Origin of the sequence: Patulibacter sp. NPDC049589 (genome assembly GCF_040675535.1) — a bacterium.
Taxonomy (GTDB): Bacteria; Actinomycetota; Thermoleophilia; order Solirubrobacterales; family Solirubrobacteraceae; genus Patulibacter.
On sequence record NZ_JBFAPC010000104.1, the window covers coordinates 3,935 to 20,292 of the forward strand.

At 73.6% G+C, this 16,358-nt stretch carries 11 protein-coding genes; 7 read left to right on the forward strand and 4 right to left on the reverse strand.

What is annotated here, in order from left to right:
- Positions 1–216: 216 nt before the first annotated feature.
- A complete protein-coding gene (locus AB0L40_RS18140; RefSeq protein WP_364357572.1) occupies positions 217–897 on the reverse strand; it encodes a VTT domain-containing protein in 681 nt (226 codons plus the stop codon).
- 160 nt (positions 898–1,057) lie between these two features.
- Positions 1,058–1,699 carry a hypothetical protein gene (locus AB0L40_RS18145; RefSeq protein ID WP_364357575.1) on the reverse strand — a complete coding sequence of 214 codons (642 nt, stop codon included), beginning with the start codon at positions 1,697–1,699 and terminating at the stop codon, positions 1,058–1,060.
- Between the two features lie 166 nt (positions 1,700–1,865).
- Between AB0L40_RS18145 and AB0L40_RS18150 the strand changes: the two genes are divergently transcribed.
- Entirely contained in the window at positions 1,866–2,429 is a 564-nt protein-coding gene (locus tag AB0L40_RS18150) for a hypothetical protein (protein WP_364357578.1), read from the forward strand.
- Positions 2,426–2,926 (forward strand): GNAT family N-acetyltransferase, encoded by a 501-nt coding sequence (locus AB0L40_RS18155; protein ID WP_364357581.1) that lies wholly within the window; start codon positions 2,426–2,428, stop codon positions 2,924–2,926. The genes AB0L40_RS18150 and AB0L40_RS18155 overlap by 4 nt, the downstream gene beginning before the upstream one ends.
- Positions 2,927–3,009: 83 nt before the next feature.
- On the opposite strand, the gene AB0L40_RS18160 is transcribed toward AB0L40_RS18155, so the two are convergent.
- Entirely contained in the window at positions 3,010–6,543 is a 3,534-nt protein-coding gene (locus tag AB0L40_RS18160) for an NAD-glutamate dehydrogenase domain-containing protein (RefSeq protein WP_364357584.1), read from the reverse strand.
- 154 nt (positions 6,544–6,697) lie between these two features.
- Here AB0L40_RS18160 and AB0L40_RS18165 point away from each other — a divergent pair, with 154 nt between their 5' ends.
- Positions 6,698–8,248 carry a fused MFS/spermidine synthase gene (locus tag AB0L40_RS18165; RefSeq protein ID WP_364357587.1) on the forward strand — a complete coding sequence of 517 codons (1,551 nt, stop codon included), beginning with the start codon at positions 6,698–6,700 and terminating at the stop codon, positions 8,246–8,248.
- Positions 8,249–8,251: 3 nt separating this feature from the next.
- On the opposite strand, the gene AB0L40_RS18170 is transcribed toward AB0L40_RS18165, so the two are convergent.
- Positions 8,252–8,743, reverse strand: coding sequence for a glutathione peroxidase (locus AB0L40_RS18170; protein ID WP_364357590.1), 492 nt, complete (start codon positions 8,741–8,743; stop codon positions 8,252–8,254).
- Positions 8,744–9,031: 288 nt separating this feature from the next.
- Between AB0L40_RS18170 and mgrA the strand changes: the two genes are divergently transcribed.
- From mgrA to AB0L40_RS18190, 4 genes are all read left to right on the forward strand, one after another.
- A complete protein-coding gene (mgrA, locus tag AB0L40_RS18175; protein ID WP_364357593.1) occupies positions 9,032–10,081 on the forward strand; it encodes an L-glyceraldehyde 3-phosphate reductase in 1,050 nt (349 codons plus the stop codon).
- Positions 10,082–10,142: 61 nt separating this feature from the next.
- Positions 10,143–11,264: an alcohol dehydrogenase catalytic domain-containing protein gene (locus AB0L40_RS18180; protein WP_364357596.1), complete on the forward strand. Its 1,122-nt coding sequence runs from the start codon at positions 10,143–10,145 to the stop codon at positions 11,262–11,264.
- Positions 11,265–11,324: 60 nt separating this feature from the next.
- The gene (locus AB0L40_RS18185) at positions 11,325–12,026 is read left to right on the forward strand and encodes a uracil-DNA glycosylase (protein WP_364357599.1); all 702 of its coding nucleotides are present in this window, start codon (positions 11,325–11,327) and stop codon (positions 12,024–12,026) included.
- A gap of 348 nt (positions 12,027–12,374) precedes the next feature.
- Complete coding sequence (locus AB0L40_RS18190) at positions 12,375–16,256, forward strand: SdrD B-like domain-containing protein (RefSeq protein WP_364357602.1); 3,882 nt, start codon at positions 12,375–12,377, stop codon at positions 16,254–16,256.
- The last annotated feature ends 102 nt before the right edge of the window (positions 16,257–16,358 follow it).

Here is a 16,358-nt window from a genome sequence, read left to right on the forward strand (position 1 = left end):
GTCGATCGTCGGCCACGCGGTGTCCGGGATCGTCCGGAGGTCGGACCGCCACCCGGGGTCCGGTCGATCGTCGGCCACGCGGTGTCCGGGATCGTCCGGAGGTCGGACCGCCACCCGGGGTCCGGTCGATCGTCGGCCACGCGGTGTCCGGGATCGTCCGCGGGGCCGGGGTCGCACGCGGGTCCGACGGGCGGGGCCGTCCCGCGCCCCGGCGCCCTATCCGTCCCCCGCCACGCCCGCCCGGCGTCCGCGCCGCCGCACCGCCCACGCCTCGACGGCCATCGGCAGCACCGAGACCGCGACGATCAGCAGCAGGATCGCCTCGATGTTGTCGTTGATGACGTCCACCCCGCCCAGCGCGTAGCCGAGCGCCGTCAGGCCCGCGCCCCAGACGATGCCGCCGAGGACGTTCCAGCGCACGAACTCGGCGTAGTTCCAGCCCGACGCCCCGGCGACGAGCGGCGCGGCCGTGCGGACGACCGGCACGAAGCGGGCCAGGAAGATCGTGCGGCCGCCGTAGCGCGTGAAGAACGCCTCGGCGCGCGTCAGGTACTCCTGCTTGAAGAACCGCGAGTCCGGGCGCGAGAAGAGCGCCGGCCCCGCGCGGCGGCCGATCAGGAAGCCGACCTGGTCGCCGGCGATCGCGGCGGCCGAGATCGTCACGCAGAGCAGCCAGATCGGCTGGTCGATCAGGAAGATCGGGCTGCCCTCGTTGGCCATCACGCCGGTCGTGAAGAGCAGCGAGTCACCGGGCAGGAAGAACGCCAGCAGGCCGCACTCGGCGAACACCACCGCGAGCACGGCGACGAAGCCGAGCTCCCGCACGATGTGCTCCGGGTCGAGCCACTCGGGCATCAGCGCCAAAGGCGTCAGGGCGGCCGTCAGGGTCGCGTTCACGGCGCGGACCCTAGCCCAGGAACGAGCGTTTATGCGCCACGATAGAGCGTCTTCGCGCCACGTTTAGGTCGACGGGCCGTACGCCGTCGGAGCGATGCCCGGCGCCGGGCGCCTGCTCGAACGCGCCGCTCCGACGCCCGTGGGCGGTCGGGCGGCGTCGCTACTGCCCGCGGTCGCCCTGGACCCGCAGCGCCCGGCGCTGCAGGGCCCGGAGGCGGGCGTCGCGGCGCTTCTCCGCGGCGGTCTTGCCCTTGCCCGACCGGTCCTGGATCCGCGCGTCGTCAGGCAGCTTCGCCGTGTCGGGCGTGAGGTCGCCCTTGACCGGCGTCGGCGTCGTGATGACCGTCTCCGCCGGGACCGGCGCCTGCGCGTCGGTGCCCGTCGACGCGGTCGAGGCCGTCTGGTTCAGCGCGGACACGCGCCAGCTGCCGTCCTGCTTCTCCAGCGAGAGGACATCGGCGGACGGGGTCTGGCCCGCGGCGTCGGTCCGCACCGCGGCGCGTGCGCGGTCGTCGACCACGACGACGTTCTCGACGGTCAGGCGGGGGTTGCGGACGCTGCCGAAGCCGAGCTTCATCGCCCGCTCGCACGGCAGGTCGACAGCCTGGAGCTTGTCCTGCAGGTCGTCGGCCAGGAGGTCGGTGCAGATCGTCCGGTAGTCCCGGTGCTCCACGGCCGCCGCGAACTTCTCGACGGCGCCGCGGGCGCGGTCGGATTCGTCGGTGGTCCAGGAGCGGATGGCGAGGACGACCATCGCGATCGCGAGAACCGCGAGGCCGCCGGTCACGAGTCTGCGGCGCACGCGGGCAGGCTACCCGGAACGGCCTCGTCGGGGGCCGCTTCCTCCGCCGCCCGGGCCGCCCGGAGCCGCCCCGGCGGCCGCCCGCCCGCGCCCCGCGGGTCGTCCGTCCGCCGACCGCCCGGAGCACCGCACCGTCGTCACGCCCCGCGCGGCGTACGATCCCTCCATGACGGAGACCGGGACGCTGCCCTGGATGCGGTGCTACCGCTGCTGGTCGACGTCGCTGGAGCTCCACGTCCACTACGACGGGATCCATCGCGTCGACCCGAGCACGGGCACGCCCGTCCACGCGGTCGAGGAGCAGCAGGAGGCCGTCGTGCAGTGCCTCGACTGCATGCACGACCAACCACACCTGATCTTCGCCGACGGCCGCCTCGTCGCCGACGACGGACGCTGGGAGCGCCTCGTCATGGGCACCCCGTGGGTCGCGTCCTGCACCATCACCATCCCCGCCGACGACGTCGAGGTCTGCTCCGGCCCGGAGGCCGGCGAGGCCCTCAGCTACGCCGCCCTGGGCGACGCCGGCACACAGGAGTTCTTCAGCCATGTCCGCTTCCACACCCATCAGGGCGACGAGATCGTCGCCCACCTCCTCGTGGAGCTCTACGCCCGCTCGCAGGACGAGGCCGGCGCCGTGCTCGAGGACGCCGCGCGGGGGCCGCTCGTGATCACGTCGCTGGCGGAGGAGTCCCGGCCCCCGGCCGTCTCGTCGGGCGGGGGTCACGCATGAGCGGCCGCATGCGCCGGGTCAACATCCAGGCCCGTCATCACGCCGAGATCCTCGAGCTCAACGCGCAGGACGTCTCCGTCCTCAGCCCGATGGACGAGGACCGCCTGCTCTGGATCGTCGACCGCTGCGACGCCCCGTACGTGATCGAGGACGACCACGGCGTGCTCGGCTTCTGCCTCGCGCTGCAGTCGGGCACCGACTACGACGGCAGCCACTACGCGTGGTTCGCCGAGCGCTACCCGTCGTTCCTGTACCTCGACCGGATCGCCGTCGCCGAGCGCGCGCGCCGGAAGGGCATCGGCTCGCGGCTCTACGCCGCGTGCGAGGAGCGCGCCCGCTCCTACGGCCGGATGCTCTGCGAGGTCAACGTCAAGCCCAGCAACGACGGGTCGCTGGCGTTCCACGCCTCCCGCGGCTACGTCGAGGTCGCCCAGGTCCCGGTGGACCCCGAGGGCACGAAGGTCGTGGCGATGTTCGCCAAGGAGCTCGAGGACTGAGCCCGGGCGCGCCGGTCGGCGCGCCCCGCGGGACCCGTCGCCGGCGCGGCGCCGCCCTCCGGCGGCCGTCCGCGCCGCGAGCCCTACGCCCGCCCCATCGCCTGTAGCTGCCGCACGGCCAGCAGGCAGGCCGCAGACGACGCCGACCGGCCCTCGCCGTCGGTGGAAAGCTCGCGGAGGAAGCGCCGCAGGCGCGCGACCTCGGCGTCCTGGCGGTCGAGGAACCCGTCGACCGCGTCGATCGGGTCCTCGCCCTCGCCGTGCACCAGCGCGCTCTCGACGACCTGGACGCGCGCGTCGAGGAGGTCGTCGCGCAGCGCCTGGACGGACCAGCGGGTCATCCGGTCGGGGATCGCGAGCGACTGGATCGCGCGGTGGAGCATCCCGAGCGAGAGCCGCTCGCCGAGGTGCAGCGTCGCGGCGCCGACGTCGCCGACGGGCCGGCCCGAGCGCTCCGCGGCCGCGACGACATGGGGCGCGAGGACCATCGCGGCGTCGCCGGCGACGGCCTCCGCCAGGTCCTGCGGGACGCCGGCCTCGACGTAGTCGGCGATCCGCCGGCGGCGGTCGTCGTCGCCGTCCTCGCGGGTGGCGAGCCGCTCGCGGATGGTGGCGACGCCGGCGCGGTGGCGCTCGACGGTCGGGCCGATCGGCGCGCCGGGCGCGTGGCTCAGGAACCAGCGGCTCGTGACCCGGACCTGCTCGTCGACCTCGGCGCGGAGGCTCCACGCGACGCTCGGCTGGACGCCCGTCAGCGCGTCGATGCGGTCCCAGAGGTCCCGCGCGCCGGCGGCGCCGACGGCCGTGCGGAACGCCCGGACGACCGCCGTCGGGGTCGCGCCGAACTCGGCGGCGCGCCGCGCGACGAACGTCGGGCCGAGCGTGTCGACGACCTCGCTGGCGGCGATCGTCGCCGCGAGGTGCCGGCGCAGCGGGTGCTCGGCGATCAATGCGCCGAAGCGCTCGACGACCGGCGGCGGGAAGTACGCCTCGACGTCGGCCACGAGCGCCGCGTCCGGGGTGTCCGGCTGGTCGTCGGCCGCGCGACGCTCGTCCTCGTTCAGCATCGACCGCGACACGCTGCCCTTCGCGAGCGCGACGAGGACCGCCAGCTCGGGGCGGGTCAGGCCCTCGCCGTGGGAGCGCCGCTCGGCGACCTCCTCGTCCGTCGGCATGCCGTGGTCCGCGCGCTGCAGGCGGCCCTCGTCCTCCAGCGCGTGCATCAGCTCCTCCACCGCCTGGGTCCGCCACGGGGCGCGGCGCTCCTCCTGCGTCAGCACCCGCGCCTGGGCGGAGCTGTCGCGGAGGACGTGCTGCACGACGTCGCCGGTGACGTCGGCCAGCAGCTGGTCGCGCTCGGCCGGGTCCAGGACGCCCTTGCGAATCGCGAGGTTCAGCAGGATCTTGAGGTTGACCTCGTGGTCGGAGCAGTCCACCCCGGCGGAGTTGTCGATGAAGTCCGCGTTGATGTCGCCGCCGTTCCGGGCGTACTCGACGCGGGCCTCGCGGGTGAAACCCAGGTTGCCGCCCTCCCCCACGACCGTGCAGCGCAGGTCGCGGGCGTCGACGCGGATCCCGTCCGACGCGCGGTCCTCGGCGTCGGCGTCGCGCTCGTGCGACGCCTTGACGACCGTGCCGATGCCGCCGTTCCAGAGCAGGTCGACCGGCGCGCGGAGGACCGCCTGGATCAGCTCCGACGGCGACAGCTCCTGCGCGTCGGTCCCCAGCGCGGCGCGGATCTCGTCGGTCAGCGGCACGGACTTCGCGGTGCGCGGGAAGACGCCGCCGCCCTTCGAGATCAGCTTGCGGTCGTAGTCGTCCCAGCTCGTCCGCGTGCCGTCGAAGAGCCGCTTGCGCTCCGTCCACGACGCCTCCGCGTCCTGCGGCTCGGGGTCGACGAAGACGTGGCGGTGGTCGTAGGCCGCGATCAGCCGCATGGACTTCGACAGGAGCATCCCGTTGCCGAAGACGTCGCCGGACATGTCGCCGATGCCGACGACCGAGATCGGGTCGCGCTCCGGGTCCATGTTCAGCTCCGCGAAGTGGCGCTTGACCGACTCCCAGGCCCCGCGCGCGGTGATCCCGAGCGCCTTGTGGTCGTAGCCGACGGACCCGCCGGACGCGAACGCGTCGCCGAGCCAGTAGCCGCGCCGCAGCGCGATCTCGTTCGCGGTGTCGGAGAACGTCGCCGTCCCCTTGTCGGCGGCGACGACGAGGTACGTGTCGTCGTCGTCGAGGATCCGCACGCCGTCGGGGTGGACGACCTCGCCGTCGTGCAGGTCGTCGGCGACGTCCAGCAGCGCGGTGACGAACTCGACGTAGCCGCCGCGGACGGCGTCGCGCAGCGCCTCGCCGTCGAGCTGCTCGGCGCCGCGCAGCAGGAACCCGCCCTTGGCGCCGGTCGGGACGATCACCGCGTTCTTGACCATCTGCGCGCGCATCAGGCCGAGGACCTCGGTGCGGTAGTCCATGCGGTCGGACCAGCGCAGGCCGCCGCGGGCGATCATCCCGCCGCGCAGGTGGATCCCCTCGACGGTCAGGCCGTGGACGTAGGTCTCCCAGAGCGGCGTCGGCTGCGGGATCGCCGGGACCTCGTCGCTCTTCAGCTTCAGGGCGAGCGCGCCGCGGCCCGGGCGGTAGGCGTTCGTGCGGTACGTCGCCTCGATCGCGGCGAGCTGGTTGCGCAGGATGCGGTCGTGGTCCAACGACGTGACGCCGTCCATCGCCGCGAGGATCTCGGCGCGCAGGGCCTCCTCGGCCTCCAGGTCGCGCGGGGCGTGGGGACCCGTCTTCGTCTTCTTGCGCCGCGACCTGGACGGCTTCGCGTCCGGGGTCGTCGGGCCGTCGGTCGGCGGCACGTCGAGCTGGACCGCCGCGCGGGTGCCGTCGCCCGGGTCCGGGGAGCCGAAGCGCAGCTCGAACAGCTGCACGAGCTTCTCGGTGATCGCGGCGTGCTGGACGATGACGTCGTTCTGGTAGCCCTCGGTGAAGCGCGACCCGAGGCGCTGCCGGTAGCGGCGGTACGCGCGCAGCGGCTCCAGCCGGGCGTGGCCCATCGACGTCACGACGACCAGCCGATTGAGCGAGTCCGACTCGGCGGCGCCGGCCCAGACCGCGTCGATGCAGGCCTCGACGCGGCGGCCGACGTTCTGCAGGTCGAGCGGCAGCCCGTCGGGGCCGAGCACGCCGAAGTCCTGGATCCAGACCTCGTCGGTGCCGTGCAGGCGGGCCGAGCGCTCCTCGACGACGTGCAGGCCGAGATCGCTGAGGATCGGCATCGCGCGAGCGAGCTCGACGCGCGGGCCGCTGCGGGCGAGGACGATGCGCGTCATCCCCGGGCCGCCCGAGCCGTTCAGCGCCGCGGACGGGGCCTCGTGCTTGGTGACGACGACCATCTGGTCGCCGTCGGCGCCGAGCCGGTCCAGCGCGACGACGTCGTGCGCGGCGGACTCCGGCGCGACGCCCGCGCGGTAGGACGTCGGCAGCCGACCGGCCCAACGGCGCGTCAGGCCCGGGCCCCGCTTCTGGCCGACGAGCTCGGTCAGGACCGTCTGCACGCGGTCCTCCCAGGCCTGCGCCAGCTGGTCGATCTCGCGCGGGGCATCGGTGCGGGCCATCGGCTCCGAGACTAACGACGGGTCGCCGCAGGGCGTGACCGCCCGGTGATCCTGCACGGCCGTTCCCACGCCGCCGACCCCGCGCTCCTGCGTACGAGGTCCGCTCCCGGCAGGGGCGCGGGAGATGGCGCGTCGCCGCTACAGTCCCCCGCCGATGCGCGCGCTGACGATCCTGGTCTTCGTCGTCGGCGCGGGCAGCCTGGGCGCCGAGATCGCGGCCGCGCGCCTGCTCGCCCCGTACTTCGGCGACTCGACGATCATCTGGGCCAACACGATCGGCGTGTGCCTGATCGTCCTCGCCGTCGGCCACTGGCTCGGCGGCCGCTTCGCCGACCGCCACCCGCACCTGCAGGGCCTGAAGGTCCTCGTGCTGCTGTCCGCGTCGCTGCTGTCGATCGTGCCGCTCGTCTCCAGCCCGTTCCTCGACCTGGCGATCACGGCGTTCGATCGGATCGAGGCCGGCGCGTTCGTCGGCTCGCTGCTCGGCATGCTCGTCCTGATCGCGTTGCCGCTGGTCCTGATCGGCGCCGCGACGCCGTGGGCGACGAAGCTCGCGGTCACCGACCTCGAGACGACCGGCGAGACCGTCGGCCGGCTCGGTGCGATCGGCACCGGCGGCAGCCTCGTCGGCACGTTCGCCGCCTCCCTCCTGCTGATCCCGTTCGTCGGCTCGCAGCGCACGTTCATCGTCCTCGCGCTCCTGATGGCCCTCGTGGCCGCGTGGAGGATGCCGCGCCGCGCCTGGCTCGTGCCCCTCGTGATCGGCCTGCTGCTCCTGCTGCCGCCCGGCACGACGAAGCCCGCCGAGCACGGCGACACCGTCGTCGACGAGGCCGAGACCCTGTACCAGTACGCCCGCGTCGTCCAGCACCCGGTCAAGGACGGCGTCGTCCGCAGCGGCCCCGCCCCGATCGAGCGGCGCCTCGAGCTCAACGAGGGCCAGGCGATCCACTCGATCTGGCGCCCGGACACCGTTCTGACCGACAACTACTGGGACGCGTTCCAGGTCCTGCCGCTGGCGGTGGACGACGGCACCGGTGCCGGCTCGACCCCGCGCACGATCGCGATGCTCGGCAACGCCGGCGGGACGGTCGCACGCGCGTCGGTCGCCCTCTTCCCGGACGTCCGCTTCGACGGCGTGGAGATCGACTCCAAGGTGTCGGAGATGGGCCGCAAGTGGCTCGGCATGCCGAAGGACGGCCCGCACTTCCGGACGTTCACCCAGGACGCCCGGCCGTTCCTGCGCTCCGGCGGCCTCGGGGACGGCGACGGCCGCTACGACCTGATCGGCGTCGACGCCTACCGCCAGCCCTACATCCCCTTCTACCTGACCACGCGCGAGTTCTTCCGCGAGGTCCGCGACCGCCTGACCGCGCGGGGCAGCGTCGTCGTCAACGTCGGCCACCCCGAGGGCGACGACGCGCTGGAGCGGGCGCTCTCCAGCACGATGCGCACGGACTTCCCGCACATCGCGCGCTACGCGATGACGCCGACGAACACCCTGGTGATCGCCGGCACCGCCGACATCTCCGCCGACCGCCTGCGCGACGCGATCCCGACGATCCCGTCCGAGCTGCGCCTCACGGCGGAGCGCGCGGCGGAGAACCTGCAGCCGGGGCTCACCGGCGGCCCCGTCTACACGGACGACAAGGCGCCGGTCGAGTGGCTGATCGACGGCTCGATCGTGTCGTTCGCGACGAAGTAGGGCTCAGCCCAGCAGGCGCTCGATCTCGGCGGCGAGCTCCGGGTCCCCCGGCTCCGTGCGGGCCTCGAAGCGCCGCACCAGCCGGCCCTCGCGGTCCAGCACGTACTTCGTGAAGTTCCAGTCCGGCGCCTCGGACGCCGCGGTCAGGTCGCGGAACAGCGGCGTGGCGTCGTCGCCCAGCACCGGCGCCTTCGCGAAGACCGGGAACGTCACGCCGTAGTCGCGCCGGCAGACCTCGGCGATCTCCTCCGCCGTCCCGGGCTCCTGGCCGCGGAAGTCGTTGGCGGGGAAGCCGAGGACGACGAGCCCCCGGTCGCCCAACCGCTCGTAGAGCGCCTGCAGCCCCTCGTAGTGCGGGGTCAGCCCGCACTTGCTGGCGGTGTTCACGACGAGCACCACCTTCCCCAGGTACTCGGACAGGTCCTGCGGGGTCCCGTCGAGGCGCGGGAGGGTGCCGTGGAGCAGCGGGGCGGAGGTGTCGGTCTCGGTGGCCATGGCGCGGACGCTATCCAGACGCGTTCCGCGCCCCGTCGGAACGGGTGTTCCGGAGGCCGGGCCGGTCGGGGCGGCGCGACGGCCCGCGCCTCGCGGTCGCCGCCGGGGCGCCGTCCGACGGGCCCTGGACGTTCGAGTACGGCGGGCGCGCGGCGCGTCGTCCCGGTCGGAGTCGAGGGTCGCGCGGCGCGCCGCCCGCGTCCCGTTGACGGTCGCGCGGTGCGTCGCCTCTCCTCGATCGGCGCCGCCCCGGGATGGCGGTCGCGCGCGACGGGCATAGTGGGACCCATGGGCACCCCCGACACCCACCGACCCTGGACCGCCGACCCCGAGCGCTACGACGGCCGCATGCCGTACCGCCGCGTCGGCCGCAGCGGCCTGAAGCTGCCGGCGATCTCGCTCGGCCTGTGGCACAACTTCGGCGACCACGAGTCGATCGCGGACCAGCGCGCCATCCTGCGCCGGGCGTTCGACCTGGGCGTCACGCACTTCGACCTCGCCAACAACTACGGCCCGCCGTACGGGTCGGCGGAGACGAACTTCGGCCGGATCCTGCGCGAGGACCTCAGGCCGTACCGCAACGAGCTCGTGATCTCGACGAAGGCCGGCTGGGACATGTGGCCCGGGCCGTACGGGATGTACGGGTCGCGGAAGTACCTGTTGCAGTCCCTCGACGAGTCGCTGACCCGGATGGGCCTCGACCACGTCGACGTCTTCTACTCCCACCGCTTCGACCCGGACACGCCGCTCGAGGAGACCTGCGGCGCCCTGCACTCGGCGGTCCAGCAGGGCAAGGCCCTCTACGTCGGCATCTCCTCGTACTCGGGGCGGCGGTCCCAGGAGGCGATCGAGCACCTGCGCGAGCTCGGCACGCCGCTGCTGATCCACCAGCCGTCGTACTCGCTCCTGAACCGTTGGATCGAGGAGGACCTCCTCGACGTCCTGGACGAGGAGGGCGTCGGCTCGATCGTCTTCACGCCCCTGGCCCAGGGCCTCCTCACCGACAAGTACCTCGACGGCATCCCCGCGGACTCCCGCGCCGGCCGCGACGAGGGCGTCGCCGCCCAGCTCACCGAGGACAACGTCGAGCGCATCCGCGGCCTCAACGAGATCGCGAAGGGCCGCGGCCAGTCGCTGGCCCAGATGGCGATCGCCTGGACCCTCCGCGACCCCCGGGTCACGAGCTCCCTGATCGGCGCGAGCTCGGTCCGCCAGCTCGAGGACTCCCTGGGCGCGCTCGCCAACCTCGACTTCGGCGACGACGAGCTCGTGGAGATCGACCGCTTCGCGGTGGACGGCGGCGTCAACTGGTGGGCGGGGTCGGCGGAGCTGGAGTAGCCACCCCCGCGCACCCCGTCCACGCTCCCCGTCGCCCCGCCCGCCCGATAGCGTCGCGGGCATGAAGATTCGCGCCGCCGTCCTGGAGCAGTTCGGGGAGCCCCTCGTGGTCCAGGACGTCGACCTCGCCGCGCCGAAGCAGGGCGAGGTCCTCGTGCGGCTGCACGCCTGCGGGGTCTGCCACACCGACCTGTACACGGCGTCGGGCGCGGACCCCACGGGCTACGCGCCGTGCGTGCTCGGGCACGAGGGCGCCGGCGTCGTCGAGTCCGTCGGGCCCGGCGTCGACTCGCTCGTGAAGGGCGACCACGTCGTCACGCTGTTCGCGCCCGAGTGCGGCGAGTGCCTGCACTGCCGCTCCGGCCGCACCAACCGCTGCCTGGCGATCCGCGACCAGCAGGGCAACGGCTACCTGCCCGACGGCACGACCCGCCTGTCGCGCGACGGTGCCGAGCTCCGACACTTCATGGGTACGTCGACGTTCGCCGAGTACACGGTGATGCCCGAGATCGCGCTGGCCAAGATCGACAAGGCCGCGCCGCTGGACGGGGCCTCGATCTTCGCGTGCGGCCTCTCCACCGGCCTCGGCGCGGCGATCTACACCGCCGACGTGCAGCAGGGATCGACGGTCGCGGTCTTCGGCTGCGGGCTCGTCGGCCTCGGCGCGATCGCCGGCGCCCGGATCGCCGGCGCCGCGCGGATCATCGCGGTCGACCTCGCTCCCGGCCGCCTGGAGATGGCCCGCCACCACGGCGCCACCGACCTGATCGACCCGGCGAAGCTGCCGGACGGCGAGGACGCGGTCTCGGCCGTCAAGGGCATGACCGACGGCTTCGGCGCCGAGTACACCTTCGAGGCGACCGGCAACGTGCAGGTCATGCAGCAGTCCGTCGAGGCCGCCCGCGAGGCCTGGGGCCTCGCGACGATGATCGGCGTCGCCGGCAAGGGCGAGACGCTCGACATCGTCCCGCGCTTCCTGATCACCGGCCGGCGCGTCACGGGCTCGTCCTTCGGCGGCGTCCGAGGCCGCACCCAGGTGCCGCAGCTCGTCGACCGCTGGCTCCGGGGCGACGTCGACGTCCCGGCGCTGCTCTCCCACCGCATCACGCTGGACGAGGTCAACACGGGCTTCGACCTGATGCACCACCAGGACGGCATCCGCACGATCATCGGGTTCGACTGAGTCGCGTCCGAGGGCTCCGGGCCCGCCGTCGATCCGGGCCGGACGGCATCATCCGGGCCCGTGTCCTCCCCCGCGACCGAGCCCCATCCGAACGCCCCCGACCTCTCCGGCGTCGTCCCGGTCCCGTGGCAGCCGTACGTCGACCTGCCCGCGCTGCGGCACGTCGAGACGTTCCTCGGCGGCGAGGTCGCGGCCGGGCGGCGGATCCAGCCCCTGCGGGCCCAGGTCTTCCGGGCGCTCGAGCTCGTCGCGCCCCAGGACGTCCGGATCGTCCTCTGCGGCCAGGACCCGTACCCGGGGCTGGGCGTCCCGATGGGGCTGGCGTTCTCGGTGCCGCCGACCGCGCCGGTCCCCGGGTCCCTGCGCAACCTGTTCACCGAGCTGCACGCCGATCTCGGGGTCGACGCACCGCCCGACGGCGACCTCACGCCGTGGGCCCGCCACGGGATGCTGCTGCTGAACGCGTCGCTGACGGTCCGGCCGGGCGCGCCCGGGTCGCACACCGGCGCGCGCTGGCCCGCGGTGACGTTCGAGCTGCTCCGGCGCCTGGCCGCCGAGCGCCGCGGGATCGTCTTCCTGGCCCTCGGGCGCGCCGCGCAGAACGTCATCGCGAAGCTCCCGCTGGACGGCCACCGCGTCGTCGAGGCCGCCCACCCGTCGCCGATGTCGGTCGCGGCGTTCCGCGGCTCGCGGATCTTCAGCCGGACCGACGCGGCGCTCCGGGAGCTCGGCGAGCCTGCGTTCCACTGGCCGCTCGTCTAGATGGGCCCGTCCCGGCGACCCCGACCCGGCGGCCCGCCCGAGCACCCCGTCCCGTACGGCGGCGGCCGGGCGCATCCGGGCCGACTCGCCCCGCCCGCGCCGTCGACCGCCGTCCGGCGCGCCGCGTCGACCATCCGAGGACACGCCTCCGCCATCCGGCGGAGACCGAGCGTCCGTCGAGCCGCGGAGCACCCCCGGCGTCTTGCCGCTCGTTGGTATCCCGGCCCCGAAACGTTGTGATCTCGGACGAAGGTCCAGAACCCGTGCGGAACTACTGTCGGCGTGATCACGGGAGCCGGTGCCCAGCTCCGGGCCGTCTCGCGACCATCACCCGTACCGAAGGCCCGCATGTCCCGATCGCAGCGTTCACGCAACCGGCAGCGCCCCCGCGGGCCCCGCACGCGCCTGAACGGCTCCGCGGTCCGCCCTGCGCCCATGGGCCTCGTGGCGTCCACCCTGCGCTCCGTCCCGCGATCAGCCGGCCGGCGCATACGGGGTCCGATCGCCCTGATCCTCGCGGCGCTGGCGCTCCTCGTCGCACTGCCAGCGGCCGCCCAGGCCTCGCAGATCATCGATGTCGCGGTCAGCCGGACGACCGGCACCGACCCCTTCGACCCGGCCGCCGGTCCCGGGTTCGACGTCAGCGCCACGAACGCGATCGTCCGCAGCAACGACACGGTCGCCTTCAACGTCCAGTTCAACGTCAACGACACCCTCGCGGGGAGCAGCGTCGGCCACAACGTCACCATGCACCAGGTGCTGCCGGCCGGGCTGACGTGGACGCGCCTGCCGACGAGCTGCCTGACCTTCGGCGTCACGCCTCCTTCCTCGATCAGCGCCGACGGGCGGACGATCACCTGCAACGTCGGCGACGTCGAGACGGGTATCGCACGCACGTTCACCCTGACGGCGCAGGCGACCGAGACGGAGAACGGCAAGACCCTGACGCCCGGCCCCGGCTCGCTGGCCGTCACCGCCGACGGTGCCACCGGCGGCTCCGCCACCCCGGACCCGGTCGTCATCAGCTCGATCCCGCGCACCGACGTCGTCAAGGTCGCCCCGCGGGTCACCGAGGTCGCCAGCGGCGGCGCCGCAGGCGTGCCCGGCTACCTCCTGAAGTACCCGGTGCGCTTCGACATCCCGGACTTCGGCGGCCGCGGGCTCATCGGCCACGAGCCTCCCAACAAGCTCCTGACGGTCACCGACGACTTCTCCGGCGTCAGCCCGAACGCCGAGTTCGTCTCCATCGGCGACTCCCTCGGCGGCACGTGGACCGCGGGCCCCGCCGCGGGCCAGAAGGTCCCGCTCTCCGTGACCCTCGCCGACCCGTCGAAGCCGGTCGTCGACCAGACGCTGGCGTCGACGTTCGTCACGATCTTCGTCCCGCGGAGCGACGTGGAGGGCGCGGGCGGCGCCGGTCCGCCCGGCGGGCGGCGCGAGACCGTCAACACGCTGCGCGACCCGGTCGCCACGGGCACCGACGGGACGCCGTCGGTCGGTGAAGACGCGACGAACAACACCGTCAAGGTCGTGCTGAACCTCAACCCCGACGGCGGCTTCGCGGTGACGAAGCACTACATCGACGTGACGAACAAGGACGGCCGCTACATCCCCGGCGGCGCCAACGTGGACCGCAGCGGCTTCTCGACGGTCTCGCCCGGGCAGTTCTTCCAGTCCGAGGTCGCCGCGTCGCAGGACAACCCGGCCGCCGGCTACCCGAACTTCGCCGCGTGCGACGTGTTCGACTCCACGACGCAGGCCGTCTCCGGAGACGGCCCCGCGGCGGACCCCGCCTACGGCAACCACAACCCCGCCTGGATCACCTACAACACCCTCACGGACGGCAGCGGCGGGACGCTGACCCGCGGGACCGACTTCATCCTCGAGTACTCGACGGACCCGACGAACACCGACCCGGACGACGCCACCCGCTGGGCCGCGTTGCGCGCCACCAGCTGCGAGACCGGCGCCTGGTCCACATCGCCGCCGGCCGACGTCTCGACGATCACCAAGGTCCGCGTTCAGTTCCTGAAGACGCCACCGCGACAGTTCCTCCTCGGCTTCGCCGTCAACCTCGTGGCCAAGCCGGGCACCACGGGCACGAAGCTCGCGAACTTCGCGCGATTCCGCGTCGAGGGCCCGGGCGGATTCTGGCTCCCCTCGAACTACTCCCCGATCGACGCCGGTCCGGTCGACCCGACGAAGGCCGCCTACCTCGGCGACCGCCTGCTGCTCTCCAACGCGCAGCTGACGATCGCCAAGAAGATCACCGACCCGACGATCCCGGACGAAGAGACGCCGACGGTCACCGCCGGCGACGATGTGCGCTTCAGCCTCCTCCCCCGCGTGGTCAAGCCGACCCAGACCACCGATACCCGCGTGATGACGGCGAAGGACGTCACCGTCACCGATGTCCTGCCCGCCGGGACCTCGCTGTCGACGCTGCCCGGGCACGCGCCGTCCGTCGCCCCGGCCTCGACGACGGTCAAGGGTGACGGGACCACCACGATCGTGTGGAAGATCGGCAACGTCGGGAGCGACGAGGCGCGGACGATCGACTACTGGGTCACGGTCGCCCCGAACGCCCTCGGGACCAAGGTCAACCGCGCGGTCGTGGCCAGTCCCGACGATGCCGGGTCCCTGACGACGCCCCCGACGACCGGATCGGACCCGCACTACGCCGCCCGGACGATCAACGTGGTGGCCGTCGGCGGCATCAAGGTCGAGAAGACCGTCGGCAGGCCAGTCATCGAGCCGCTCGACGACATCGACTTCACGGTCAAGTACCAGAACCTCGACCTCGTGGCGCGCAACGACATGGACACGATCGACGTCCTGCCGTTCAACGGCGACGGCACGTCGATCGGGCGTACGCCGGGTCGCAACCCCGGCAGCGCGTTCCACGGCTCCTACGCGCTGCAGGCCGTGACCGTGACCGACGGCGAGACGGTCCGCTACACCGACGCCGCCCCGACGGCGATCTTCGCCCGCTACGACCCGTCGCCCGCCGCGGCGGGCGGCGGCGGGTTCGACGTCCTGCCCGCCGGGAAGGCCTGGTGCACCGCCGCCCAGATCACCGGCGGCGGCGCCGGCTGCCCAGCGTCGATCGGCAGCGCGACGGCGGTGCGCGTGACCCGCACGGGCCCGCTCGCCGCCGGTGAGGCCCGGACGTTCCGCTACGTCCTGCGCACCACCGGCAACCGGTCCGGCGACGTCTACGCGAACACCGCCGCGCTGCGCTCGTCGAGCCTGCTCGTCGGCACGCTCTCCCCCACCCGCACGGTGCGGGTGGTGGCCAGCCGGGTCGGTGACCTCGCCTTCAGCGACGCCAACCGCAACGGCCGGCAGGACGCCGGCGAGCCCGGCGTCCCGGGCGTCCGCGCGACGCTGACGGGCACCGACAAGCACGGCCGGGCGATCAACGTCACGACGACGACTGCCGCGGACGGCCGATACGGCATCACGAGCTCCACGCAGGCCGGCCAGGACGCCGGGGTGCTCGACCTCGTCAGCGGCAACTACCGCGTGACCTTCGACCCGGCCACGATCCCGGCATCCTCGACGTTCACCACGCCACTGGTCGCCGGGGTCTCCGCTGACCTGAACTCCGACGCCGACCAGACGACGGGCAGCTCGAGCGTCTTCGGGCTCCCGGACCCGAGCCCGACCGGCGCCGACGGGGCGGACCCGACCTGGGACGCCGGCATCGTCCTGCCGACCCCGCCCCCGCCGCCCCCGCCGACGCCCACCACCCCGACGACGCCCACGACGCCGACCACGCCGGTGACCACGCCGGTGACGCCGCCGCGCGTCGAGGAGTCCCGCTCCCCGCCGCCGCCCGTGCTGCAGCTCGTGAAGACGGCGAACAAGGTCAACGTCCTCGCGGGCTCGACCGTGCGCTTCACGCTGCGACTGAAGAACGCCGGCAAGACGGCCGCGAAGAACGTCAAGCTGTGCGACGTCCTCCCGGACCGGCTGGTCGTGCTCTCCCGCAGCGCGGGCGGCCGCCTGCGCAACGGGCGCCTGTGCTGGACGTTCAAGACGCTGAAGGCCGGCGCGACGGTCACCCGGACGTTCCTGGCCCGGGTCGACCGCGACGCGCCGACCGGCAAGATCGTCAACAACGCGACGGCGACGCGCGACGGGTCCAACCGCGTCATCCGGGCCCGCCGGACGATCCACGTCCGCCGCACCCCGCCGCCCCCGACCACCAGCCGCGTCACCGGCTGAGGGCCGGATGAGCCCGGTCCGCGCCCGCTGGGCCGCCGGGACGGCCGTGGCCGTCCTGGCGGGGCTTGGCGCGCCGGCGGCCGTGGCGGGGTCCGCCCCCGC